The organism is Aurantibacter crassamenti, assembly GCF_016811105.1.
In the GTDB taxonomy this organism is placed as follows: Bacteria; Bacteroidota; Bacteroidia; order Flavobacteriales; family Flavobacteriaceae; genus Aurantibacter_A; species Aurantibacter_A crassamenti.
This window is the reverse complement of the sequence record NZ_JAFBGM010000002.1, coordinates 1,125,990-1,149,425: the sequence shown is the minus strand read 5'-3', so window position 1 is coordinate 1,149,425 and position 23,436 is coordinate 1,125,990. Positions and strand designations below refer to the sequence as shown.

The window sequence follows — 23,436 nt, the reverse complement described above, 5'->3', positions numbered from 1 at the left end:
CCTGTCTTGACTTTTTCAAGAAAGTCCACCTACGAAGTAAGGCTGTAATTATGCCATATTTTCGATTGTAGTAGCAGCTATTTTCGGCTTAAATAAATTTGGTTTTCTAAGCGAACATTAAGCTTATTGAAAATCATAGAAAAAAGAAAATGTTGAATAAGATTATTGAAAACGAAGCAATGGCACTGAGAAAAATAATTTTTCTATTATCCTTTCTGTTTACCGGACTAGCATTTGGGCAGACTACAGTTACCTTGGAAGATCAATGTAATTGTGAAGTCTTGAGCGGACCTGATGTTACGGCACCTGGTTTGAGTTCTCCAGCGGGGGCTGATTTAGGTGATTTATATGTCAATACCAATACTGGAACTATTTATTTCTGGGATGGCGACTCTTGGGAATTAACTTCCACAGATGCAAATACTACAAATGCTTCTTTATCAGAAGATGGAGTTAATTTGATTTTAACTGATAGCGATACAAATCAAGTATTAATTCCTTTAGCAGATATCGCTGCTGCAGTCAATACAAATACTACGAATGTAACTTTCACGGTAAATACTACGAATGGAACATTAGATATTATTGATTCTGATAACAATACTGTATTTGTTGATATAGCAGATCTTGTTGCTGCAATAAACACAGATAACCAGAACGCTTCAGAAGTAGCAGTTACCCCAGCAGGAAATATAACAAGTACCGATGTACAAGCTGCATTAGAGGAATTGGATGCTGATATTACAGGTAGTGAACTAACGACTACCGTAGTAGAAGGATCAGGAACTGATGTTAGCAGTACAGTAGTAGGAAACAATACGGAATATACGGTATCAACAGAAGTAAGTGCAGCCGCAGGCAATGCTTTATCTGTAGTTGGCGATGGATTATTTTCAACTGATGACCAGAATGCTTCAGAAGTAGCAGTTACCCCTGCAGGAAATATAACAAGTACTGATGTACAAGCTGCATTAGAGGAATTAGATGCTGATATTACAGGTAGCGAACTAACGACTACCGTAGTAGAAGGTTCAGGAACTGATGTTAGCACTTCAGTAGTAGGAAACAATACTGAATATACAGTATCAACAGAAGTAAGTGCTGCAGCAGGCAATGCTTTATCTGTAGTTGGTGACGGATTATTTTCAACTGATACTGATGACCAGAATGCTTCAGAAGTAGCAGTTACCCCTGCAGGAAATATAACAAGTACCGATGTACAAGCTGCATTAGAGGAATTGGATGCTGATATTACAGGTAGTGAATTAACGACTACCGTAGTAGAAGGATCAGGAACTGATGTTAGCAGTACGGTAGTAGGAAACAATACTGAATATACGGTATCAACAGAAGTAAGTGCTGCAGCAGGCAATGCTTTATCTGTAGTTGGTGACGGATTATTTGCAACTGATACTGATGACCAGAATGCTTCAGAAGTAGCAGTTACTCCAGCAGGAAATATAACAAGTACTGATGTGCAAGCTGCATTAGAGGAATTGGATGCTGATATTACAGGTAGTGAACTAACAACTACCGTAGTAGAAGGATCAGGAACTGATGTTAGCAGTACAGTAGTAGGAAACAATACTGAATATACGGTATCAACAGAAGTAAGTGCTGCAGTAGGCAATGCTTTATCTGTAGTTGGTGACGGATTATTTGCAACTGATACTGATGATCAAGATGGTGAAGAAGTAGCATTAGATGATACTGCGAACAATTTTACTACGGACAATGTTGAAGCTGCATTAGCAGAGTTAGCGGGTCGTACTGATAACGATACACAATACACTGCAGGGGATGGTTTAAATTTAACAGGAACAGAGTTTACTGCAGCTATTAGTACTACAGCAGGAAATGCCCTTAGTATAGATGCGAATGGACTTTTTGTTTCAAATGTAGATAATGTTGATGATGCCGATGCAGACCCAACTAATGAATTATCACAAGTAGATTCTGGTACACCAACAGCAACTGGCGCAACGGCCACTAATACAGGTGAGACTTATGTAGACTCTAGTACAGGTCAATTATATGTTTGGGATGGTAGTTCATGGACTCAAGTGGGTGGTAGTTCATCTCCAGTTCCTGATACGGTTACTACATTATCCACAGCAGATAATATTACCTATACTTATACATCAGAGGATAATACTACTACTTCTTTTGATGGTACTGATAATCAAGATGGTGAAGAAGTAGCATTAGATGATATTGCGAACAATTTTACAACAGACAATGTTGAAGCTGCATTAGCAGAGTTAGCAGGTCGTACAGACAACGACACACAATACACCGCAGGTGATGGTTTAAATTTAACAGGAACAGAGTTTACTGCAGATATTAGTGGAAATGCAGGTAATGCATTATCAATAGTAGGAGGAGAGCTTTTCGCAACTGATACTGATAATCAAGATGGAGAAGAAGTGGCTCTAGATGATACTGCAAACAATTTTACTACGGACAATGTTGAAGCTGCTTTAGCAGAGTTAGCAGGTCGTACAGATAACGACACACAATACACCGCAGGTGATGGTTTAAATTTAACAGGAACAGAGTTTACTGCAGATATTAGTGCAAATGCTGGCAATGCATTATCAATAGTAGGTGGAGAGCTTTTTGCTACGGATACAAATACACAATACACTGCAGGTGCTGGACTTGACTTAACAGGAACAGAATTTACTGCAGATATTAGTACAACAGCAGGAAATGCCCTTAGTATAGATGCGAATGGACTTTTTGTTTCAAATGTGGACAATGACACGCAATACACTGCGGGTGACGGATTAAACTTAACAGGAACAGAATTCACAGCAGATATTAGTGCAAATGCAGGTAATGCATTATCAATAGTAGGAGGCGAACTTTTTGCAACTGATACTGATAATCAAGATGGTGAAGAAGTAGCATTAGATGATACAGCAAATAATTTTACTACAGATAATGTAGAGGCTGCATTAGCAGAGTTAGCTGGTCGTACCGATAACGATACACAATACACCGCAGGCGATGGTTTAAATTTAACAGGAACAGAGTTTACTGCAGATATTAGTGCAAATGCAGGTAATGCATTATCAATAATAGGAGGCGAGCTTTTCGCTACGGATACTAATACACAATATACTGCAGGTGCTGGTCTTGACTTAACAGGAACGGAGTTCACAGCAGATATCAGTACAACAGCAGGAAATGCCCTTAGTATTGATGCAAATGGACTTTTTGTTTCAAATGTGGACAATGATACACAATACACGGCAGGTGATGGTTTAAACTTAACAGGAACGGAGTTTACTGCAGATATTAGTGGAAATGCGGGTAATGCATTATCAATAGTAGGAGGCGAACTTTTTGCAACTGATACTGATACCGATGATCAAGATGGTGAAGAAGTATTATTAGATGATACAGCAAACAATTTCACAACAGATAATGTAGAGGCTGCTTTAGCAGAGTTAGCAGGTCGTACCGACAACGATACCCAATACACTGCGGGTGACGGATTAAACTTAACAGGAACAGAGTTTACTGCAGATATTAGTGCAAATGCAGGTAATGCATTATCAATAGTAGGTGGAGAACTTTTTGCAACTGATACAAATACAGAATATACAGCAGGGGATGGTTTAAATTTAACAGGAACAGAGTTTACTGCAGCTATTAGTACTACAGCAGGAAATGCCCTTAGTATAGATGCTAATGGACTTTTTGTTTCAAATGTAGATAATGTTGATGATGCTGACGCGGACCCAACGAATGAATTATCTCAAGTAGATTCAGGTACACCAACAGCAACTGGCGCAACGGCCACAAATACAGGTGAGACTTATGTTGATTCTAGTACAGGTCAATTATATGTTTGGGATGGTAGTTCATGGACTCAGGTTGGTGGTAGTGCATCTCCAGTTCCTGATACGGTTACGACATTATCCACAGCAGATAATATTACCTATACTTATACATCAGAGAATAATACTACTACTTCTTTTGATGGTACTGACGATCAAGATGGTGAAGAAGTAGCATTAGATGATACTGCAAATAATTTTACTACAGACAATGTAGAGGCTGCATTAGCAGAGTTAGCGGGTCGTACCGATAACGACACGCAATATACCGCCGGTGACGGATTAAACTTAACAGGAACTGAATTCACAGCAGATATTAGTGGAAATGCAGGTAATGCATTATCAATAGTAGGTGGAGAGCTTTTTGCAACTGATACTGATAATCAAGATGGTGAAGAAGTGGCATTAGATGATACTGCCAACAATTTTACTACAGACAATGTAGAGGCTGCTTTAGCAGAGTTAGCAGGTCGTACCGATAACGATACACAATATACCGCCGGTGACGGATTAAACTTAACAGGAACAGAGTTTACTGCAGATATTAGTGCTGCAGCAGGTAATGCATTATCAATAGTAGGTGGAGAGCTATTTGCGACCGATACTGATACCGATGATCAAGATGGTGAAGAAGTATTATTAGATGATACAGCAAACAATTTTACAACAGACAATGTAGAGGCCGCATTAGCTGAGTTAGCGGGTCGTACCGATAACGATACACAATACACCGCCGGTGATGGTTTAAATCTTACAGGAACGGAGTTTACTGCAGATATTAGTGCAAATGCAGGCAATGCATTATCAATTGTAGGTGGAGAGCTTTTCGCGACTGATACTGATAATCAAGATGGTGAAGAAGTAGCATTAGATGATACTGCGAACAATTTTACTACGGACAATGTTGAAGCTGCTTTAGCAGAGTTAGCAGGTCGTACAGATAACGACACACAATACACCGCTGGTGATGGTTTAAATTTAACAGGAACAGAGTTTACTGCAGATATTAGTGGAAATGCGGGTAATGCATTATCAATAGTAGGAGGTGAACTTTTCGCAACTGATACGAATACGCAATACACTGCAGGCGCTGGTCTTGACTTAACGGGAACAGAGTTTACTGCAGATATTAGTGCAAATGCAGGTAATGCATTATCCATTGTAGGTGGAGAGCTTTTTGCTACTGATACTGATAATCAAGATGGTGAAGAAGTAGCATTAGATGATACTGCAAATAATTTTACAACAGATAATGTTGAAGCTGCATTAGCAGAGTTAGCTGGTCGTACCGATAACGATACACAATATACCGCCGGTGATGGTTTAAATCTTACAGGAACAGAATTCACAGCAGATATTAGTGGAAATGCTGGCAATGCATTATCAATAGTAGGAGGCGAACTTTTTGCTACGGATACAAATACACAATACACCGCCGGTGATGGTTTAAATCTTACAGGAACAGAGTTTACTGCAGATATTAGTGGAAATGCAGGTAATGCATTATCAATAGTAGGTGGAGAGCTTTTTGCAACTGATACGAATACGCAATACACTGCCGGTGACGGATTAAACTTAACAGGAACAGAGTTCACTGCAGATATTAGCGCAAATGCAGGTAATGCATTATCAATAGTAGGTGGAGAGCTTTTCGCAACTGATACTGATAATCAAGATGGTGAAGAAGTAGCATTAGATGATACTGCAAACAATTTTACTACGGACAATGTTGAAGCTGCATTAGCAGAGTTAGCGGGTCGTACCGATAACGATACACAATACACCGCCGGCGATGGTTTAAACTTAACAGGAACAGAGTTTACTGCAGATATTAGTGGAAATGCAGGTAATGCATTATCAATAGTAGGAGGCGAACTTTTTGCAACAGATACAAATACACAATACACCGCCGGCGATGGTTTAAACTTAACAGGAACAGAATTCACTGCAGATATTAGTGGAAATGCAGGCAATGCATTATCCATAGTAGGTGGAGAGCTTTTTGCTACTGATACTGATAATCAAGATGGTGAAGAAGTAGCATTAGATGATACTGCGAACAATTTTACAACAGACAATGTTGAAGCTGCATTAGCAGAGTTAGCTGGTCGTACCGATAACGATACACAATATACCGCCGGTGATGGTTTAAATCTTACAGGAACAGAATTCACAGCAGATATTAGTGGAAATGCTGGCAATGCATTATCAATAGTAGGAGGCGAACTTTTTGCTACGGATACGAATACGCAATACACTGCAGGCGCTGGTCTTGACTTAACGGGAACAGAGTTTACTGCAGATATTAGTACAACAGCAGGAAATGCCCTTAGTATTGATGCAAATGGACTTTTTGTTTCAAATGTGGACAATGACACGCAATACACTGCGGGTGACGGTTTAAATTTAACAGGAACGGAATTCACTGCAGATATTAGTGGGAATGCAGGTAATGCATTATCAATAGTAGGAGGCGAACTTTTTGCTACGGATGACCAGACAGCCTCTGAAGTAAATTCAGATGCGCCGGTAGATGTAGACGGAGATGGTACAACAGAAACAACCGTAGAAGATGTAATACAAGATATTGCCCCAATTACTTCAAAAGCGGCACGAATATTTTATCCACCTTCTATTGCGGTAGATGCTTCAACGAATGGAACTTTTACAATAGACTTGTATGCTGAGTATTTTGCGCAATATGGTTCGCCCGTTGTCGGAAGTACAGGTGCACCAGGTGCCGTTCCTACCTATACTCCAACAGAGTTATACTATTATGTGACTTATGCGGATCCAACAGTTTTTGATACAACAGCTACTGATCCAGCTCCAACAGCTATGACAATTGATGATAATGGAGAGCTAACTTATACTGTTATTGGACAGCCATCAGATTATAATTCGCTAATCAATGTAGTTTTTGTTGTTAAATAGGAAAGCTTAAACCCACCCAAATCGAATTGAAAATTATACCTACATATAAAAACATTGTCCTCAGTATTGTATTTACATTACTGGGGATTTCAGTATCTAGTGGTCAATATCGGTTGGAGGCACCTGCAGACACTGCAGATGAAACCAGAACCAATTTTCGTTGGTATGAGGCTTCAGATACCAGTACCGTTTTAAGTACAGCTACTTTCTTAGAAGTAAATCAACAAGGCGTTTATTTTGCCACATATGATGGTACTTTGTGTGGTAAAAACGCGACAAGTTATTTCATTGTTACCAATTGCAATTCACCATTTAATGAAGTGACTCTTGATATTTCTGATACTCCTGTTCCTCCCGGGGCAACATTAACTTGGAGTCCTCCTTTAAGTGGAAATCAGTCGAGTCCGACAGTTATTGCAACGCAAACACCACAACGTTATATAGCAACAATTACTAAAGCAGGAAACAGCAAAAACCTACCTAGTTTTAGAGTAGTTTGTTTAGATGAATCTGCAGCATTGGTAGATGATACAGTAATTACGGATGAAGACGTTTCTGTTATAATAGATATTTTCTCTAATGATTCTGATTTACCTAATACTGGTAATTTGACTACCACGAATCCCTCAAATGGAACGGTAACGATTGACAATAATGGTACGCCGAATAATCCTATTGATGATATCGTAACATATATTCCGAATCCTGATTATAATGGTCCTGATTCATTTGAATATACACTGTGTAATACTTTCGGAGATTGTAGTACAGCAACTGTAACATTAGATGTGCTTCCTATTGTTGATGCTATTGACGATGCAGTTGTAACAAATGAAAACACGCCTATAACTATAGATATTTTAGATAATGATAATGACATCCCAATAACCGGAAACATTATTACTTCCAACCCACCTAATGGTGCTGTTATATTAAATAATGGAGGTACACCAAATGATCCTTCGGATGATAGTGTAACCTATACGCCAACAATTGGTTCGGTAGGTACTGATTCGTTCACTTACACTATATGCGATTCCATAGGCAATTGCAGTACTGCAACGGTATCAATAGTTGTTACAAATGCAGTTGATTTAGATGGAGATAATGACGGAATTGTAGATAGTTTCGAAGATCTTAATCTTGATGGTGATGGTGACCCATCAACTGACCCAACAGATTCTGACAATGATGGTATACCTGATTATTTAGATATAGATAGTGATAACGATGGAATTCCAGATAATGTAGAGGCTCAAACTACAGCTGATTATATGGCACCAAGTGGTCAAGATTTAAACGGAAATGGTTTAGATGATGTTTATGAATCTAATGGTAACCTAGGAATATTCCCAGTTGATACTGATGGTGATTCATTACCAGATTATTTAGATGAGGACAGTGACAATGATAATGTACCTGATTTTATTGAAGCACATGATAAAAACCAAGATGGTATTCCAGATGTAACATTGATAGGTGCTGACAGTGACGGTGACGGATTAGATGATGCTTTTGAAGGTGCTGTCCAAATTGATGTTGATGTAAATGACGAAATCGATGCTCCTTTTGATGATTTACCAAATACTGACGGTGATAGTGAATCTAATTATAGAGATACTGATGACGATAATGATGGTATTGAAACTATAGATGAAGATATTAATTCAGATGGTAATTATGCTAATGATGACAGTAATAGCAATGGAATACCAGATTATTTAGAAGTTAGAGAACAAAGAGACGAAATTGAAGTATTTAACGTTATAACACCCAATGGTGACGGATCACATGATGTATTAACCATTTCAGGGTTGGAAAACTACCCTGTAAATACAATTAGAATTTATAACAGATGGGGAGTTTTAGTCTATACTACGAACGCCTACAATACTGAAGGAAATGTTTTTGATGGAACTTCAGAAGGTAGAGTAACAATCGCACAAGGAAAAGACCTTCCTGTGGGTACCTACTTCTATATTCTGGATTATGAAGACGCAACAGGTAATATGCTATCGATGTCTGGTTACCTGTATATAAATAGATAAATAAACTATGGCCTTTTTAAAACGATATAATCAAATTATTAAATCGAATAGCATAAAGCTGTTTTATATAATATTGCTTGCTAGCGCACCGCTATATGCCCAACAAGATGCTCAGTATACTCAATATATGTATAATACTGTAAGTGTTAACCCAGGTTATGCAGGTTCGCGAGGACATATGAGTATAGCGGCTTTGCATCGATCACAATGGTTGGGTCTTGAAGGTGCGCCAATTACACAAACTCTAAATCTTCATACGCCCATTGGTTATAGAGGGGTTGGTTTGGGTTTTTCTATCGTAAATGATAAAATAGGACCTACCTCTGAAACTAATTTTGATATTGATTTTTCGTATACTATTTATACATCTAGAGAAGGGCGATTAAGTTTTGGATTTAAAGCTGGTGCTAATTTGCTAGATATTCGTTTTTCAGAATTGAACCAATATGCACCCGATCAAGCTTTAGAAAATGATATAAATAATCGCTTTTCACCAAATTTTGGTGCCGGTGTATATTACCACAATGAACATTTTTATGCCGGGTTATCCGTGCCAAGATTCTTGCAAACTTCTCATTTTGATGAGAGTTCATTGTCTACCGCAAAAGAGCGAATGAATTTTTATTTCATTACAGGATATGTATGGGATTTAAATCGGTTTTTGAAGTTTAAGCCCACACTGTTGACTAAAGTTGTGCAAGGTGCTCCATTACAAGTAGACTTATCAGCGAACTTTATGTTGAATGATAAATTTATTCTTGGTGCAGCCTATAGATGGGATGCTGCTGTAAGTGGAATAATCGGGTTTAATGTGTCGGAAGGCTTATTAATAGGAATGGCATACGACCGTGAAATAACAGAATTAGGTAGTGCGGCCTTTAATGATGGCTCTTTCGAAATTATTTTTCGATATGATTTTATCAAAACAAGAGGCCAGCTTAAGTCCCCAAGATTTTTCTAGTAAAAATGAAGTAAAATTTAAATATCTTATAGTTAACCCCCCCATAAAAATATATGCTTCCCAAAAGCGTTAACCTACTACAACTAAGTTTCCGAAGGCACGCAAAAATTTTAATTTTTGCCATCGCTTTTTGCTGCGCACAATTTTCTTATGCCCAGCCCGCTAACGACAATATAGCTAATGCTACACCGCTTACACTTAACAGTTGTTCTGCAGATGGCGCTTATAATACATTGAATGCCACACCTGATGGAGCTATTGGCTCTTGTTGGCCTGCAGGCCCGAATGCTAATGTTTGGTTCAGTTTTGTAGCAAATGCTACGGGTACCATTCAAATCAATTTAGATAATGGCAGTATAACTGGTGATATGACCGGTGATATGCGATATGCAATGATGGCATTGTGGGATGCATCAGGTACTATAGAAATTGCTTGTAGTAGCTATTCAGATGTTGATGATGATATTTCTATTTTAACAAACGGACTTACTAATGGCGCAACCTATTTAATCTCAGTTGACCGCCATTATGATACGCCATCATCCGCTGAAAGCTTTAAACTTTGTTTAAACGATACACCTACCAATGATTATTTTGAGGGTGCTATAAATATTGATGGCTTCATGAATAGTTGCTCTTCAGATGCAGCCTTTTCAACGTTAGGAGCTACAGCCGATAGAAATGGTGCGTCTTGTTGGCCAAATGTTCTTGGTCCTGGCCCTTATCGAAATGTTTGGTTTGAAGTTACTGTACCCGCAACCGGTACTATTGAAGTTAAATTAGATCGTGGTGACACAAAAGGAGGTTTACAAACGGCTATGCTTGCTTTATGGGAAGATGATGGTACAACTGAAGTATCTTGTAATAGTTATCGATTAGGAAACGATTATGATGATGTTTCATTATTAGCGACAGGTTTGCCAGTTGGCGCAACCTACTATGTATCAGTTGATAACACCTATATTCATGAGTTTGATACGTTCACACTTTGTTTAAGTGATCAACCAACCAATGATTATTATGAGGGAGCAACAGATATTACAAGTCTTATAGGTACTTGTTCAGCTGATGAGGCTTATTCTACTTTAGGGAATACTTTTGATAGAAATACCGGTTCTTGTTGGCCAGCAATCGTAAATCATAATACTTGGTTTCGTTTTGATGCTCCATCCTCTGGTAGAATTCAAATTGATTTAGACCGTGGAGGTGCCCAAGGAACGTTACGTCATGCATATATGTCATTATGGGCAACCGATGGTACTACCGAATTGGCATGTACTGCCTATTCTGACCCTGAAGATGATTTACGTTTACAGTATTGGAATCTTACTCCAGGTACTTCGTATTATGTTTCAGTAGACAATAGATACATAACAACAACCGATACATTTGCCTTATGCCTAGATGCTATGAATGGTCCTGATACTGATAATGATGGGGTGGCCGATTTAATGGATCTTGATGATGATAATGACGGTATACTTGATGCTGATGAGTGTATTGTATTAAACCCAGAATTAGTTGGTATTTCAGGTGCGAATCAATTAAGCCCTGGTGATTCTGCTTTTGTAACAGATGTTGCTGTGAATGGTACTAATTTGCCAGCAGAAATGACAATCAATGCGCCTTCAGCAATTGGCAGTGCAACAGATATTAATATTGAAGGTGAACAATTTGGAGGAAGTTTTCAAGTACTTCGATTTGAAGATGATAATGGGGTAGTCGCTGGTGAAGGTCTGGAAACTAATGTTCAATTAAATTCACCCGAGATAGTTAATATTATTGCTTCAAATGGTTATGGGAATACTAATTTTAATCAAACAGATACTTTTGTCTTTACAGCAACAGGCGCGCCTATTGGTTTTACTTGGTTCGTTAAGTCTGTTGTAGACGCTGATATTTCCGTTGATGGAAATACCATAACCATTACAGGCAATTCAAATTCAGGAACACTGGGCAATGCTCCATTTGCTGAGTTTGATATTGAAGGCTCCTTGCCAATTAGTAATGTGAATGTACAGCTAATTAATAATGCGACTTACGGACCTGCATTGAACTCTGCGCGAATTCTTTTTACATTTTGTGAAGACCATGATAACGACGGTATAAAAGGAAGCTTAGACTTAGATAGCGACGGTGATGGAATTCCTGATAATGTAGAAGCACAGACTTCCACTGGGTATCTGCCTCCAAGTGCTGATAGTGCCGCAGACTATTTATCTAATAATGGTGTGAATTCTGCTTATTTATTAGGATTAACTCCTGTAAATACAGATGGAACTGATACCCCAGATTTTATTGATTTAGATTCAGATAACGAAGGTGGAAATGATATTGCAGAAGCAATGATAACATTATCAGGTGATGATGTTGATAGTGATGGTCTTGATGATAATATGGATGCGTTTACATCTGGTTATGATGACCCTGCAGGAACCATTGACGACCCAACTAGTAACCCAATAGCACTTCCTGATACAGATAACGATTTAGGTAGTGGTGGAGATTTAGATTTTAGAGATGCCAGTGATGATCGACTCGATACAGATAATGATGGTGTAGTTGATGCAGTAGATTTAGATGATGATAATGATGGTATTCCAGATATTCATGAACAGGGTACAATGTATGAGTGTTCAGAAACTTTCATCGTCGACGGTGCACATACAGTTAATACACATACAACAAGTCAAATAAATTCTGTTTCATCTGGTGTTACGTGGGATTTGCAGACCACCAATGGAATTACATTAGATACTACGGATGATCCTAATTTTAATAATGTTGTTGCTTATCCTGTAAATCCTGAATTTCAAAATGCGCAGACCCATTTCTTGATGGATATGAATACGGATAGCAATGTAGGTCAACATGCAACTTTGACCATTACATTTCCGAATCCGGTTAAAAACCCAACAATGTATTTTGGTAATCTGAAATCTTCTCCTGGAGTTGGAAGACGAAGTGTGTATTACGAGCTGAACAACGTTGGTGTTGATATGGATATTTTATTTACAGATGGTGACTTTCACATAATTGACAATAGAATAGGAACCACCTTTAATGATACTAGTGTTCGTGGAACAGGTCTTGTTCGTTTTAATGGCGTATTTAACACCTTAACTTTTACAATTGGGCATTTTTCAAATATCAATGAAGATGGACCTATACGAACCAACCTCAATTTAGGATATTATGATTGTGTGACTACTGGTTTTGCTTCGAATGCAGATACTGATAATGATGGAATAGTTAATTCACTCGATTTAGATAGTGATAATGATGGAATTTATGATGCCGTTGAAGCGGGTCATGCCCAACCACATACCAATGGGCGGTTAGACGGTTCGGTAGGCACAGACGGATTACCAGATGCTGTACGTTTGACACCTGATTATTCATCTATCAATTACGACATAGCTGAAAGTACAGACGATGCAGATTTAAACCCTAATTTCTTAGATTTAGATAGCGACGGTGATGGAATTCCTGATAATGTAGAAGCACAAACAACCACAGGGTATATTCTTCCTAACGCAACTGTAGATGCTAATGGAGTTGATTTGGCTTACACTTCAGGACTAATACCAACAAATACAGATGGTACTGACTTACCGGATTATTTAGATCTTGATTCTGATAATGAAGGAGGTAGTGATACTACGGAAGCACGGATAGTATTAGATGGTGTAGACTCTGATAATGATGGTCTTGACGACGAAACGGATGCCAATACTTCAGGATATTTAGATCCAGGTGGTACTATTGATAATCCGTTAACAGCTCCTTTACAATTATCAGATATTGATGGTGATGCAAATTCAGGTGGCGATGTTGATTTCAGAGACGCTACAGATGATAGTCCAGATAACGATAATGACGGCATAGTTGATAGTGTAGATTTAGATGATGATAATGATGGTATTCTTGATACAGATGAGGGCTGCGGTAATTTCATTATAAACGGTTCTTTTGAGCATGATAATTTCACAGATGCAACCGCATATCCTAATGGTTTCACTAGTGCTAACGGAACATTCATTGGTACTACTTATAACACCAATACCTTAACTGCATGGAATTATACACAAAACTTAGATGGGTGGTTAAATAGTGGTTCTTTTGGTGGAGGTACTTTTGCTCCAGCTGTAGATGGTTCACAATATATTGATATTGTAGGTAATAATAATGTTACGGGCGGGGTATCGAATGAGCTAACACAAGATGTAACCCTCGTTCAAGGAGAAAGCTATACATTCTCGTTTTATTGGGGTGAAGATATTGGGCATCAAAGCGGTGAGACAGTGACGATAGAATTTGATATTATTGACTCAAATAATGTAGCTATTTTAGATGAAACTTTGACCACGATCGCAACTGGTGAAGTAGGTGGTTTTGTAGGTCCTAAAAATTGGTTTTATGAAGAACGCACATTTGTGGCGACAACCGATGACATTACAGTGCGTTTTTCTGCTCAAACTCCCGCTTCAAATGAATCTTCTGGTGCTGTATTAGACCTTGTTAGTCTTAGATACAGTGCATCAACAGTATGTGCGGATACAGATAATGATGGTGTACCCGATGCTTTTGATTTAGATAGTGATAATGATGGAATTTATGATGCTGTTGAAAGCGGTCATAATCAAGCACATACGAATGGGCAGGTTGATGGTTTAGTGGGTGCTGACGGTATACCTGATGCAGTTCAAGACAATCCAGATGCGAGAAGTGTAAATTATAGTGTTGCAGAGAGTGGTGATGATTCGGATACTATTGCTAACTTTTTAGATTTGGATGCTGACGGTGATGGAATACCTGATAATGTAGAGGCGCAAACAACTACAGGATATACTCCTCTAAATACCGACAATGCAGCCACTTATTTGACAAACAATGGGGTGAATACAGCCTATTTAGGCGGATTGACACCAACTAATACTGATGGTACAGACTCACCTGATTATTTAGATACAGATTCAGATAATGAAGGAGGTAACGATACCGTTGAAGCGGGAATTACATTAGCAAACGCTGACGCTGATAATGATGGTCTCGATGATGCTACAGATGCCACAGCAGATTACTCTGATGTTGGTGGAACTATAGATAATCCGCTTACAGGTCCAGTACAATTACCAGATATGGATAGTGATGCTGGCTCTGGTGGTGATGTTGATTTTAGAGATGCAATTGATGATATAACAGATTCTGACAATGACACATATCCTGATTCTGTTGATTTAGATGATGATAATGATGGTATTTTAGATACCGATGAATGTGGGCCAGATTACAATGTAATTGCAGCTACTAATCTTTCGTTTTTTACAAATGTTGCAAATGCAGAAGGAGATCCAGGAACTACTTATGCTGATAATGGTATTACCTATCAAGGGCAATCAGAACTATTATTGCAATTTCCTGAGGAGGCAAAAATAGGAGAAACAGTACGCATATACTTAGGCGCAGATCCATCGGTGACATCTACCAACTTTCAAATAATGCGATCAAATGCCAATGGAGATAATATAAACTTTGTTGCAGACGGTAGTAATACAACACCAGGCGCTATTAGAGAAGTGTCTTTTACGCTAACTGAAAGACTAGAATATTTTAAGATAATAAGTTACAACGAAGGAGCAAGAGTTTATGGAGCTAGTTATGGTGTTGCAGGCTGTAGAGATACAGATAATGATGGTATTATAAACTCATTAGATCTTGACAGCGATAATGATGGTTGCCCAGATGCCTTAGAAGGTGCTGCGCCAGAAAGTGAAATTGGGTATGCAGAATTAAACCCTGACGGTTCAATTAATGACGGCGTAGATGCTAACGGAGTTCCCAATATGGCAACTGGTGGTCAAGGTATTGGTACTAGTAAAAATGCTGCAGTACAAGCTGCAGAATGTAGTTCTTGTGATGTTAATAACCCAGAATATGTAGATACTGATGGTGATTTAATAGGCGATTATTGTGATCAAGATGATGATAATGATGGTATTTTAGATAGTCAAGAAGCTCTGTGCTCTGATGCTTCATTAACTATGAATCCTTCAACAAATACATGGCAGACAACTGGTGTTTTAGTTACAGCTAATACCTATTATGAATTTGTTGCAACAAGTTCAAGTGAAGGCTCTGCTGTGGTTTCTGGAGGTCCTCGCGATGGTCAAACATTATTAAAAGCAGCCATTTACGAAACTGGCCCTGGCAGGTGGGTTGACTTGGATGGCAATCGCTATTTCGGCGATAACACTTTTGACGGGCCGCCAAGAGATCCATTTGATATTCCTACTGCGAATTTACAGATTGATGATTATCGTTATACCTATACATATCTGGCGATGGTAGATACCAATGGTAATGGTCAATATGATGAAGGTATTGATGAGTTATTGGATCCGATATTTTCAATTTCTCAAAATCCTAAGTTTTCGCCTAGTGTTGGTGGTGAAATATATGTTATTTTTTCTGATGATTTGTATGGCGATAATAGCGGTATTTTATCTTATGATTTGACAACTTGTACAAATTTAGATTCAGATAATGATGGCGTTATTGATTCATTAGATTTGGATAGTGATGACGATGGTTGTTTTGATGCCTTAGAAGGTGATGCACCAGGTACCCAGATTGGTTACGCTGAATTGAATCCAGATGGTTCAATTGCCGGTGGTGTTGATGGAAACGGAATTCCTAATGCTGCATTGGGCGGTCAAGGATTCGGTACAGCCCAAGACGATACTCAGCAAGCAACGGAATGTGACGCTTGTTCTCCTAGTCATCCAGATTATGTAGATACTGATGGTGATTTAATTGGTGATTTTTGTGATTTAGATGATGATAATGATGGTATTTTAGATACGGAAGAAAATGATTGCGCAACTATTTCAACTGGGCAAAATATTAGTTCCGATCAAAATACATTACAAAGTGCTGGAGCGACTGTTGAATCTGGTATTAAATATATTTTCGATATACAAAATGTGGCTGCATCTGGTATTCAAACTGGAGTGGCAGTAGACGGTCCATTCATTGGCGAAACGATTAATATCTATCTTACAAATACAACCCAAGGTGGTGCAACTCTTAACGGATTGACGGCGGTATATAATACTGACTTCACCCATGATGCGGCAGCTTCTTCAACGAATGGTGGAGCTGTAAATAGCGGACTTTATCTGTTCTATGCTATTGTTGATTCGAATTCAAATGGTACGTATGAAGATGGTGTAGATGAGTTATTAGGTCCTGTTGATCCTTTAATTACAAACAGTATTCCTGTATCAACAACTACAGGTCCTTTATACTTCTATTTTAATGATGGAATTTATGGAGATAATTTAGCGAGTATAGATTATGGAATAAGGGTAGAAAATTGTGATGCAGATAACGATGGTATTCCTAATCATTTAGATCCAGATTCAGATAATGATGGATGTTTTGATGCTGTTGAAGCAGGGCACACAGATCCAGATGCCGATGGATATCTAGGAAATTCTCCAGTTACAGTTGATTCTGATGGATTAGTAACAGGCCAAGGTGGTTATACAGGAACAAATTATTGGGTTACAAGAAATAATCCAACACTTGCTTTTACAACACAACCAGTAGATCAAACTGCTGATGTTGGAGACAATGTAATATTTGACACTGAATCTTCTGTTACGTTTACTCCAATATCGAGTGCTACTGCCTTTACAATTTTATATCAGTGGCAAGAAAGCACAGATAATGGTGTTATCTGGGCAGATGTTACAGATACAGGAATTTATTCTGGTTCAAATACAGAAGACTTGACATTGACTTCTGTTACTGGTGCTGAGTCAGGTAATTTGTACCGATTAATTACTAGTATTGAAGAAGATAATTGTAATCCTCCAGTAATTTCTGATGAAGCTCAATTATACATTGAACCAACGATTACTATTGATGATTCTTCAACTGTAGAAGGCACAAATAATGTATTTACAATTACCGCTTCTCATAGTGTTAATCAAGATGTTGTTTTTAATATTGCTTATAACAATGTTACTACAATTGCTGCTGATTATAGCGGTCCTAGTACGGTTACACTTTTGGCTAATTCAACAACAGTAACATTTAATGTTGCTGCGGTAGATGATGCTTTCATTGAGTCAACTGAAACACACGAAACAGTTATTTCTTATGTATCTGGTGGAACTGTTATAATTACCGATGATACAGGAATAGGAACTATAACAGACAATGATACAGCAGGTGCTGGCGATGGTATTTCTGTAGCAGATTTTTCAGTAGCAGAAACTGTTGCTGTGGGTACTGCGGATTTTGTTATAACGTATACTGGACCGACAGTACCAGATGCCTTTACGGTAGATTTTACTGTAGCAGATGACTCAGCGATTTCTCCTGATGATTATACAGTAGCTACGGCAGGTACTTCAGTTACTTTTCCAGCGGGAACAGTTTCTGGAAGCACTCAGAATGTAACTATTAATATTGTTAACGATGATCTTTTAGAAGGTGATGAGCAGTTAATCATAACATTGGGTACTATTTCTAATCCGCTTATCAGCATGGTAGATGCAGACGGTATTGGAACTATAGTAGATAATGAGGTGTCAACTATTACAGATGGAATTGCAGTATCTGACTTTTCAGTAGCCGAAGATATTGCTTCTGGAACTGCGGACTTTGTAATCACATACACAGGTCCAACCGTTCAAGATGCCTTTACGGTAGATTTTACAGTAGCAGATGACACAGCGATTTCACCTGATGATTATACGGTAGCTACGGCAGGCACTTCAGTGACTTTCCCAGCGGGAACAGTTTCTGGAAGCACTCAGAATGTTACTATTAATATTGTTAACGATGCACTTTTAGAAAGTGATGAGCAGATAACAATTACGCTCGGAACTATTTCGAACACGCTTATCAATAGATTGGATTCTGATGGAATAGGAACCATTACAAACGATGATACAGCAGGTGCTGGCGATGGTATTTCTGTAGCAGATTTTTCAGTAGCAGAAACTGTTGCTGTGGGTACTGCAGACTTTGTAATCACATACACAGGTCCTACAATACCAGATGCCTTTACAGTTGATTATGTTATTGCCGATGGAACAGCGATTTTACCTGATGATTATACCGTTGCAACAGCAGGTACTTCAGTTACTTTCCCAGCGGGAACAGTTTCTGGAAGCACTCAGAATGTAACTATTAATATTGTTAACGACGACCTTTTAGAAGGTGATGAGCAGTTAACCATAACATTGGGTACTATTTCCAATCCGCTTATCAGTATGGTAGATGCAGATGGTGTCGGAACTATAGTAGATAATGAGGTGTCAACCATTACTGACGGAATTGCAGTATCTGACTTTTCAGTGGCTGAGGATATTGCTTCTGGAACTGCTGATTTTGTAATTACATACACCGGACCAACGGTTCAAGATGAATTTACAGTAGATTTCACAGTAGCAGATGACTCAGCAATTTCACCTGATGATTATACAGTAGCTACGGCAGGAACTTCAGTTACTTTCCCAGCGGGAACAGTTTCTGGAAGCACTCAGAATGTAACTATTAATATTGTTAACGATGCACTTTTAGAAGGTGACGAACAGTTAACAATTACGCTCGGAACTATTTCGAACACGCTTATCAATAGGTTGGATTCTGATGGAGTAGGAACCATTACAAATGATGATGCAGCAGGTGCTGGTGATGGTATTTCGGTTTCAGATTTTTCAGTAGCCGAGGATATTGCTTCTGGTACTGCGGACTTTGTAATTACATACACAGGACCTACAATACCAGATGCCTTTACAGTAGATTTCACAGTAGCAGATGACTCAGCGATTTCTCCTGATGATTATACGGTAGCTACGGCAGGTACTTCAGTTACTTTCCCAGCGGGAACAGTTTCTGGAAGCACTCAGAATGTAACTATTAATATTGTTAACGATGACCTTTTAGAAGGTGATGAGCAGTTAACCATCACATTGGGTACTATTTCCAATCCGCTTATCAGTATGGTAGATGCAGATGGAATTGGAACTATAGTAGATAATGAGGTATCAACTATTACTGACGGAATTGCTGTATCTGATTTTTCGGTAGCCGAAGATATTGCTTCTGGAACTGCGGACTTTGTAATCACATACACCGGACCAACGGTTCAAGATGAATTTACAGTAGATTTCACAGTAGCAGATGACTCAGCGATTTCTCCTGATGATTATACGGTAGCTACAGCAGGAACCTCAGTGACTTTCCCAGCGGGAACAGTTTCTGGAAGCACTCAGAATGTAACTATTAATATTGTTAACGATGACCTTTTAGAAGGTGATGAGCAGTTAACCATAACATTGGGTACTATTTCCAATCCGCTTATCAGCATGGTAGATGCAGATGGAGTCGGAACTATAGTAGATAATGAGGTGTCAACTATTATTGATGGAATTGCAGTATCTGATTTTTCAGTAGCCGAAGATATTGCTTCTGGAACTGCTGATTTTGTAATCACTTACACCGGACCAACGGTTCAAGATGAATTTACAGTAGATTTCACAGTTGCAGATGACTCAGCGATTTCACCTGATGATTATACGGTAGCTACAGCAGGCACTTCAGTGACTTTCCCAGCGGGCACAGTTTCTGGAAGCACTCAGAATGTGACTATTAATATTGTTAATGATGCTCTTTTAGAAAGTGATGAGCAGTTAACCATAACGCTTGGAACTATTTCGAACACGCTTATCAATAGATTGGATTCTGATGGAGTAGGAACCATTACCAACGATGATGCAGCGGGTGCTGGCGATGGTATTTCGGTTTCAGATTTCTCAGTTGACGAAGCAGTCAATACAGTTGATTTCGTAATCACGTATACAGGACCAACAGTACCAGATGCCTTTACAGTTGATTATGTAATCGCCGATGGAACAGCTATTTCTCCAGATGATTATTCGGTAGCGTTAGCAACAGGTAATGTAAGCTTCCCTGCAAATACAACAACAGGTGTGACCCAAACTGTAACCGTAACCATTGCTGATGATGATGTTATTGAAGCAGATGAAAATTTAACTATTACCCTTTCTAATATCTCCAATGTACTGGTTGCAATGGTTGATGATACTGGTATCGGTACAATCACAGATAATGATGGGGGTGCTGGAACTGGATTGTCAATATCTGATATTATTATTGATGAAAGTATAGGTTCAGTGATTGTAGAAGTACAATTATCGGGCAATGTACAAGGTGGTTTTACAGTAGATTTTGCAACTGCTGATGGAAGTACAATTAGTGATGCTTCAGGAATCAGATCATTACCAGCTAATGAGCCTAATGATTATACAGAAACTTTAGGCACATTAACTTTCACAGGTACAAATAATGAAATACAAACCATATCTATTCCAATTATAGATGACACTATGGTTGAATCTAACGAGAATTTCGTTGTGGACTTATCTAACCTTTCAACTACATTAATTAGTATTACCGATAATCAAGGTCTTGTAACAATTCAAGATAATGAAACAGCTCGTTTTACGGGTGGGTCTATTCAAGTTAATGAGGATGTAGGTACTGCACAAATACCTGTAACCTTTACAGGTGGTACGATGGCATTTCCGTATGAAATAAACTATCGATTACAAGCGCATGAAGCACTTACGCCAGAAGATTTTGTTGATATTACTGGAACCTTAACTTTTTCAGGAACAGACGGCGAAGTATTATACATTCCTGTAGCTATAGAAGATGATTTAATCATTGAGAACGATGAGGTTTTCTATTTCTTTATTGAATCGGATGCTATGAGAAGACCGAGTCCTACTCGTGTAAGTACTAGCGGTAGGGGACTTGTGACTATTTTAGATAATGATTCAGGTAGTATTACATTCCAAAATGATGATATTACTGTTGATGAGGCTGCAGGCACTGCTACCGTAAATGTATTATTGACTGGAGGAAACATACCTGGAGGATTTACCTTAGATTATGTATCAACCGATGATACAGCAGTAGCTCCAGATGATTATACAGCGAATACAGGTCAGTTAACTTTTGTTGGAACTGATGGAGAAATTCAACCAGTAACGATTACTATTATAGATGATAATATAATTGAAGCTGTAGAGCGCTTGTTTATAGATCTATCAAATTTATCAACCACATTAGTTAATATTGATGATAATCAGGCGAATATCAATATCACCGATAATGATGGTATGGCGGGTACTGGTATTAGTTTTGAGAATGATGATATTACTGTTGATGAAAGCGTAGGTACAGTAACCGTAAATGTTTTATTAACAGGAAATGTACCAGGAGGGTTTACATTGGATTATACAACTACAGATGATACAGCAGTAGCCCCAGATGATTATACAACAAATACAGGTCAATTGACTTTTGTTGGAACCGATGGAGAAACTCAACCAATCACTATTTCTATACTAGATGATGATATAGTTGAGACCCTAGAGCGTTTATTTATTGATTTGTCAAATCTATCTACCGCATTAATTCCAATTACCGATAATCAGGCAACAATTAGCATTATTGACAATGATGTTAATCCTGATATGGATAGTGATAATGATGGTATTATTGATAGTTTTGAAGATTTAAATTTGGATGGTGATAATGATCCCACCACAGATCCTACTAATTCTGACAATGATGCTTTGCCAGATTATTTAGATATCGATAGTGATAATGATGGTATTCCTGATAATGTAGAAGCACAAACAACAGCTGATTATATTCCACCTAGTTTAATTGATGCCAATAACAATGGAGTTGATGACGCTTATGAGAATGGAACAGAAATAGGATTAATTCCAGTAAATACTGATGGTTTAGATTTACCTGATTATTTAGATGATGATAGTGATAATGATGGAGTGCCAGATAGTATAGAAGCTCATGATCACAATCATGACGGTATAGCAGACGTAGTTTATTCGGGAGTTGATACTGATAATGACGGACTTGATGATAGTTATGAAGGTTCAGAACTTATTGATATGGATGTCAATGATGAAATTGACGACCCAATTAATAATTTGCCAAATACAGATAGTGATGATGAATCTGATTATAGGGATATAGATGATGATGGTGATGGCATACCTACCATGGATGAAGATACCGATGGAGATATGAATTACGCCAATGATGATTGGGATAATGACGGTATTCCAGATTATTTAGATTCAGATATTCAAGAAGAAATTGAAGAACTAGAGGTGTTTAATGTAATCACACCAAATAATGATGGAGTCCATGATGTACTCACAATAAGAAGTATAGAAAACTACCCTAATAATAATATTCGAATTTATAATCGATGGGGAGTAATTGTGTTTGAAACCGTCGAATATAATAATGACATCAATAATTTTGATGGGTATTCGAGAGCTCGAGCAACCATAAGTGAGAGTATAAAATTACCAGTCGGTACTTATTATTATATCTTAAATTATGAAGACCATGATGGTACTATGAAGCAACTTGCGAGTTATCTGTATATAAATTAAATCTTTTTATATATAAGGAAAAGGTCTAATTTGCATGGGCTTAGTGCTATTTTTCTGTCTTTTAGGACTGAAACATTTCGTGGTACAGCAAATTTTAGAAACAG

4 protein-coding genes are annotated in these 23,436 nt (G+C 38.2%); all 4 read left to right on the top strand.

From position 1 onward, the window contains the following. Positions 1-179: 179 nt before the first annotated feature. From JQC67_RS17535 to JQC67_RS17520, 4 genes are read left to right on the top strand one after another with little or no spacing between them, the layout of a single operon-like run. On the top strand, positions 180-6,782 hold the full coding sequence (locus JQC67_RS17535; protein ID WP_238934888.1) for a hypothetical protein: 6,603 nt from the start codon (positions 180-182) through the stop codon (positions 6,780-6,782). A gap of 26 nt (positions 6,783-6,808) precedes the next feature. Further along, positions 6,809-8,830 (top strand): T9SS type B sorting domain-containing protein, encoded by a 2,022-nt coding sequence (locus JQC67_RS17530; RefSeq protein WP_203254211.1) that lies wholly within the window; start codon positions 6,809-6,811, stop codon positions 8,828-8,830. A gap of 7 nt (positions 8,831-8,837) precedes the next feature. Continuing rightward, positions 8,838-9,791 carry a PorP/SprF family type IX secretion system membrane protein gene (locus JQC67_RS17525; protein WP_203254210.1) on the top strand — a complete coding sequence of 318 codons (954 nt, stop codon included), beginning with the start codon at positions 8,838-8,840 and terminating at the stop codon, positions 9,789-9,791. 53 nt (positions 9,792-9,844) lie between these two features. Next, positions 9,845-23,332, top strand: coding sequence for a Calx-beta domain-containing protein (locus JQC67_RS17520; protein WP_203254209.1), 13,488 nt, complete (start codon positions 9,845-9,847; stop codon positions 23,330-23,332). The last annotated feature ends 104 nt before the right edge of the window (positions 23,333-23,436 follow it).

Coding starts and splice junctions, on each gene's coding strand:
- JQC67_RS17520 (WP_203254209.1), top strand. CDS start 9,845: ATGCTTCCCAAAAGCGTTAACCTACTACAACTAAGTTTCCGAAGGCAC.
- JQC67_RS17535 (WP_238934888.1), top strand. CDS start 180: ATGGCACTGAGAAAAATAATTTTTCTATTATCCTTTCTGTTTACCGGA.
- JQC67_RS17525 (WP_203254210.1), top strand. CDS start 8,838: ATGGCCTTTTTAAAACGATATAATCAAATTATTAAATCGAATAGCATA.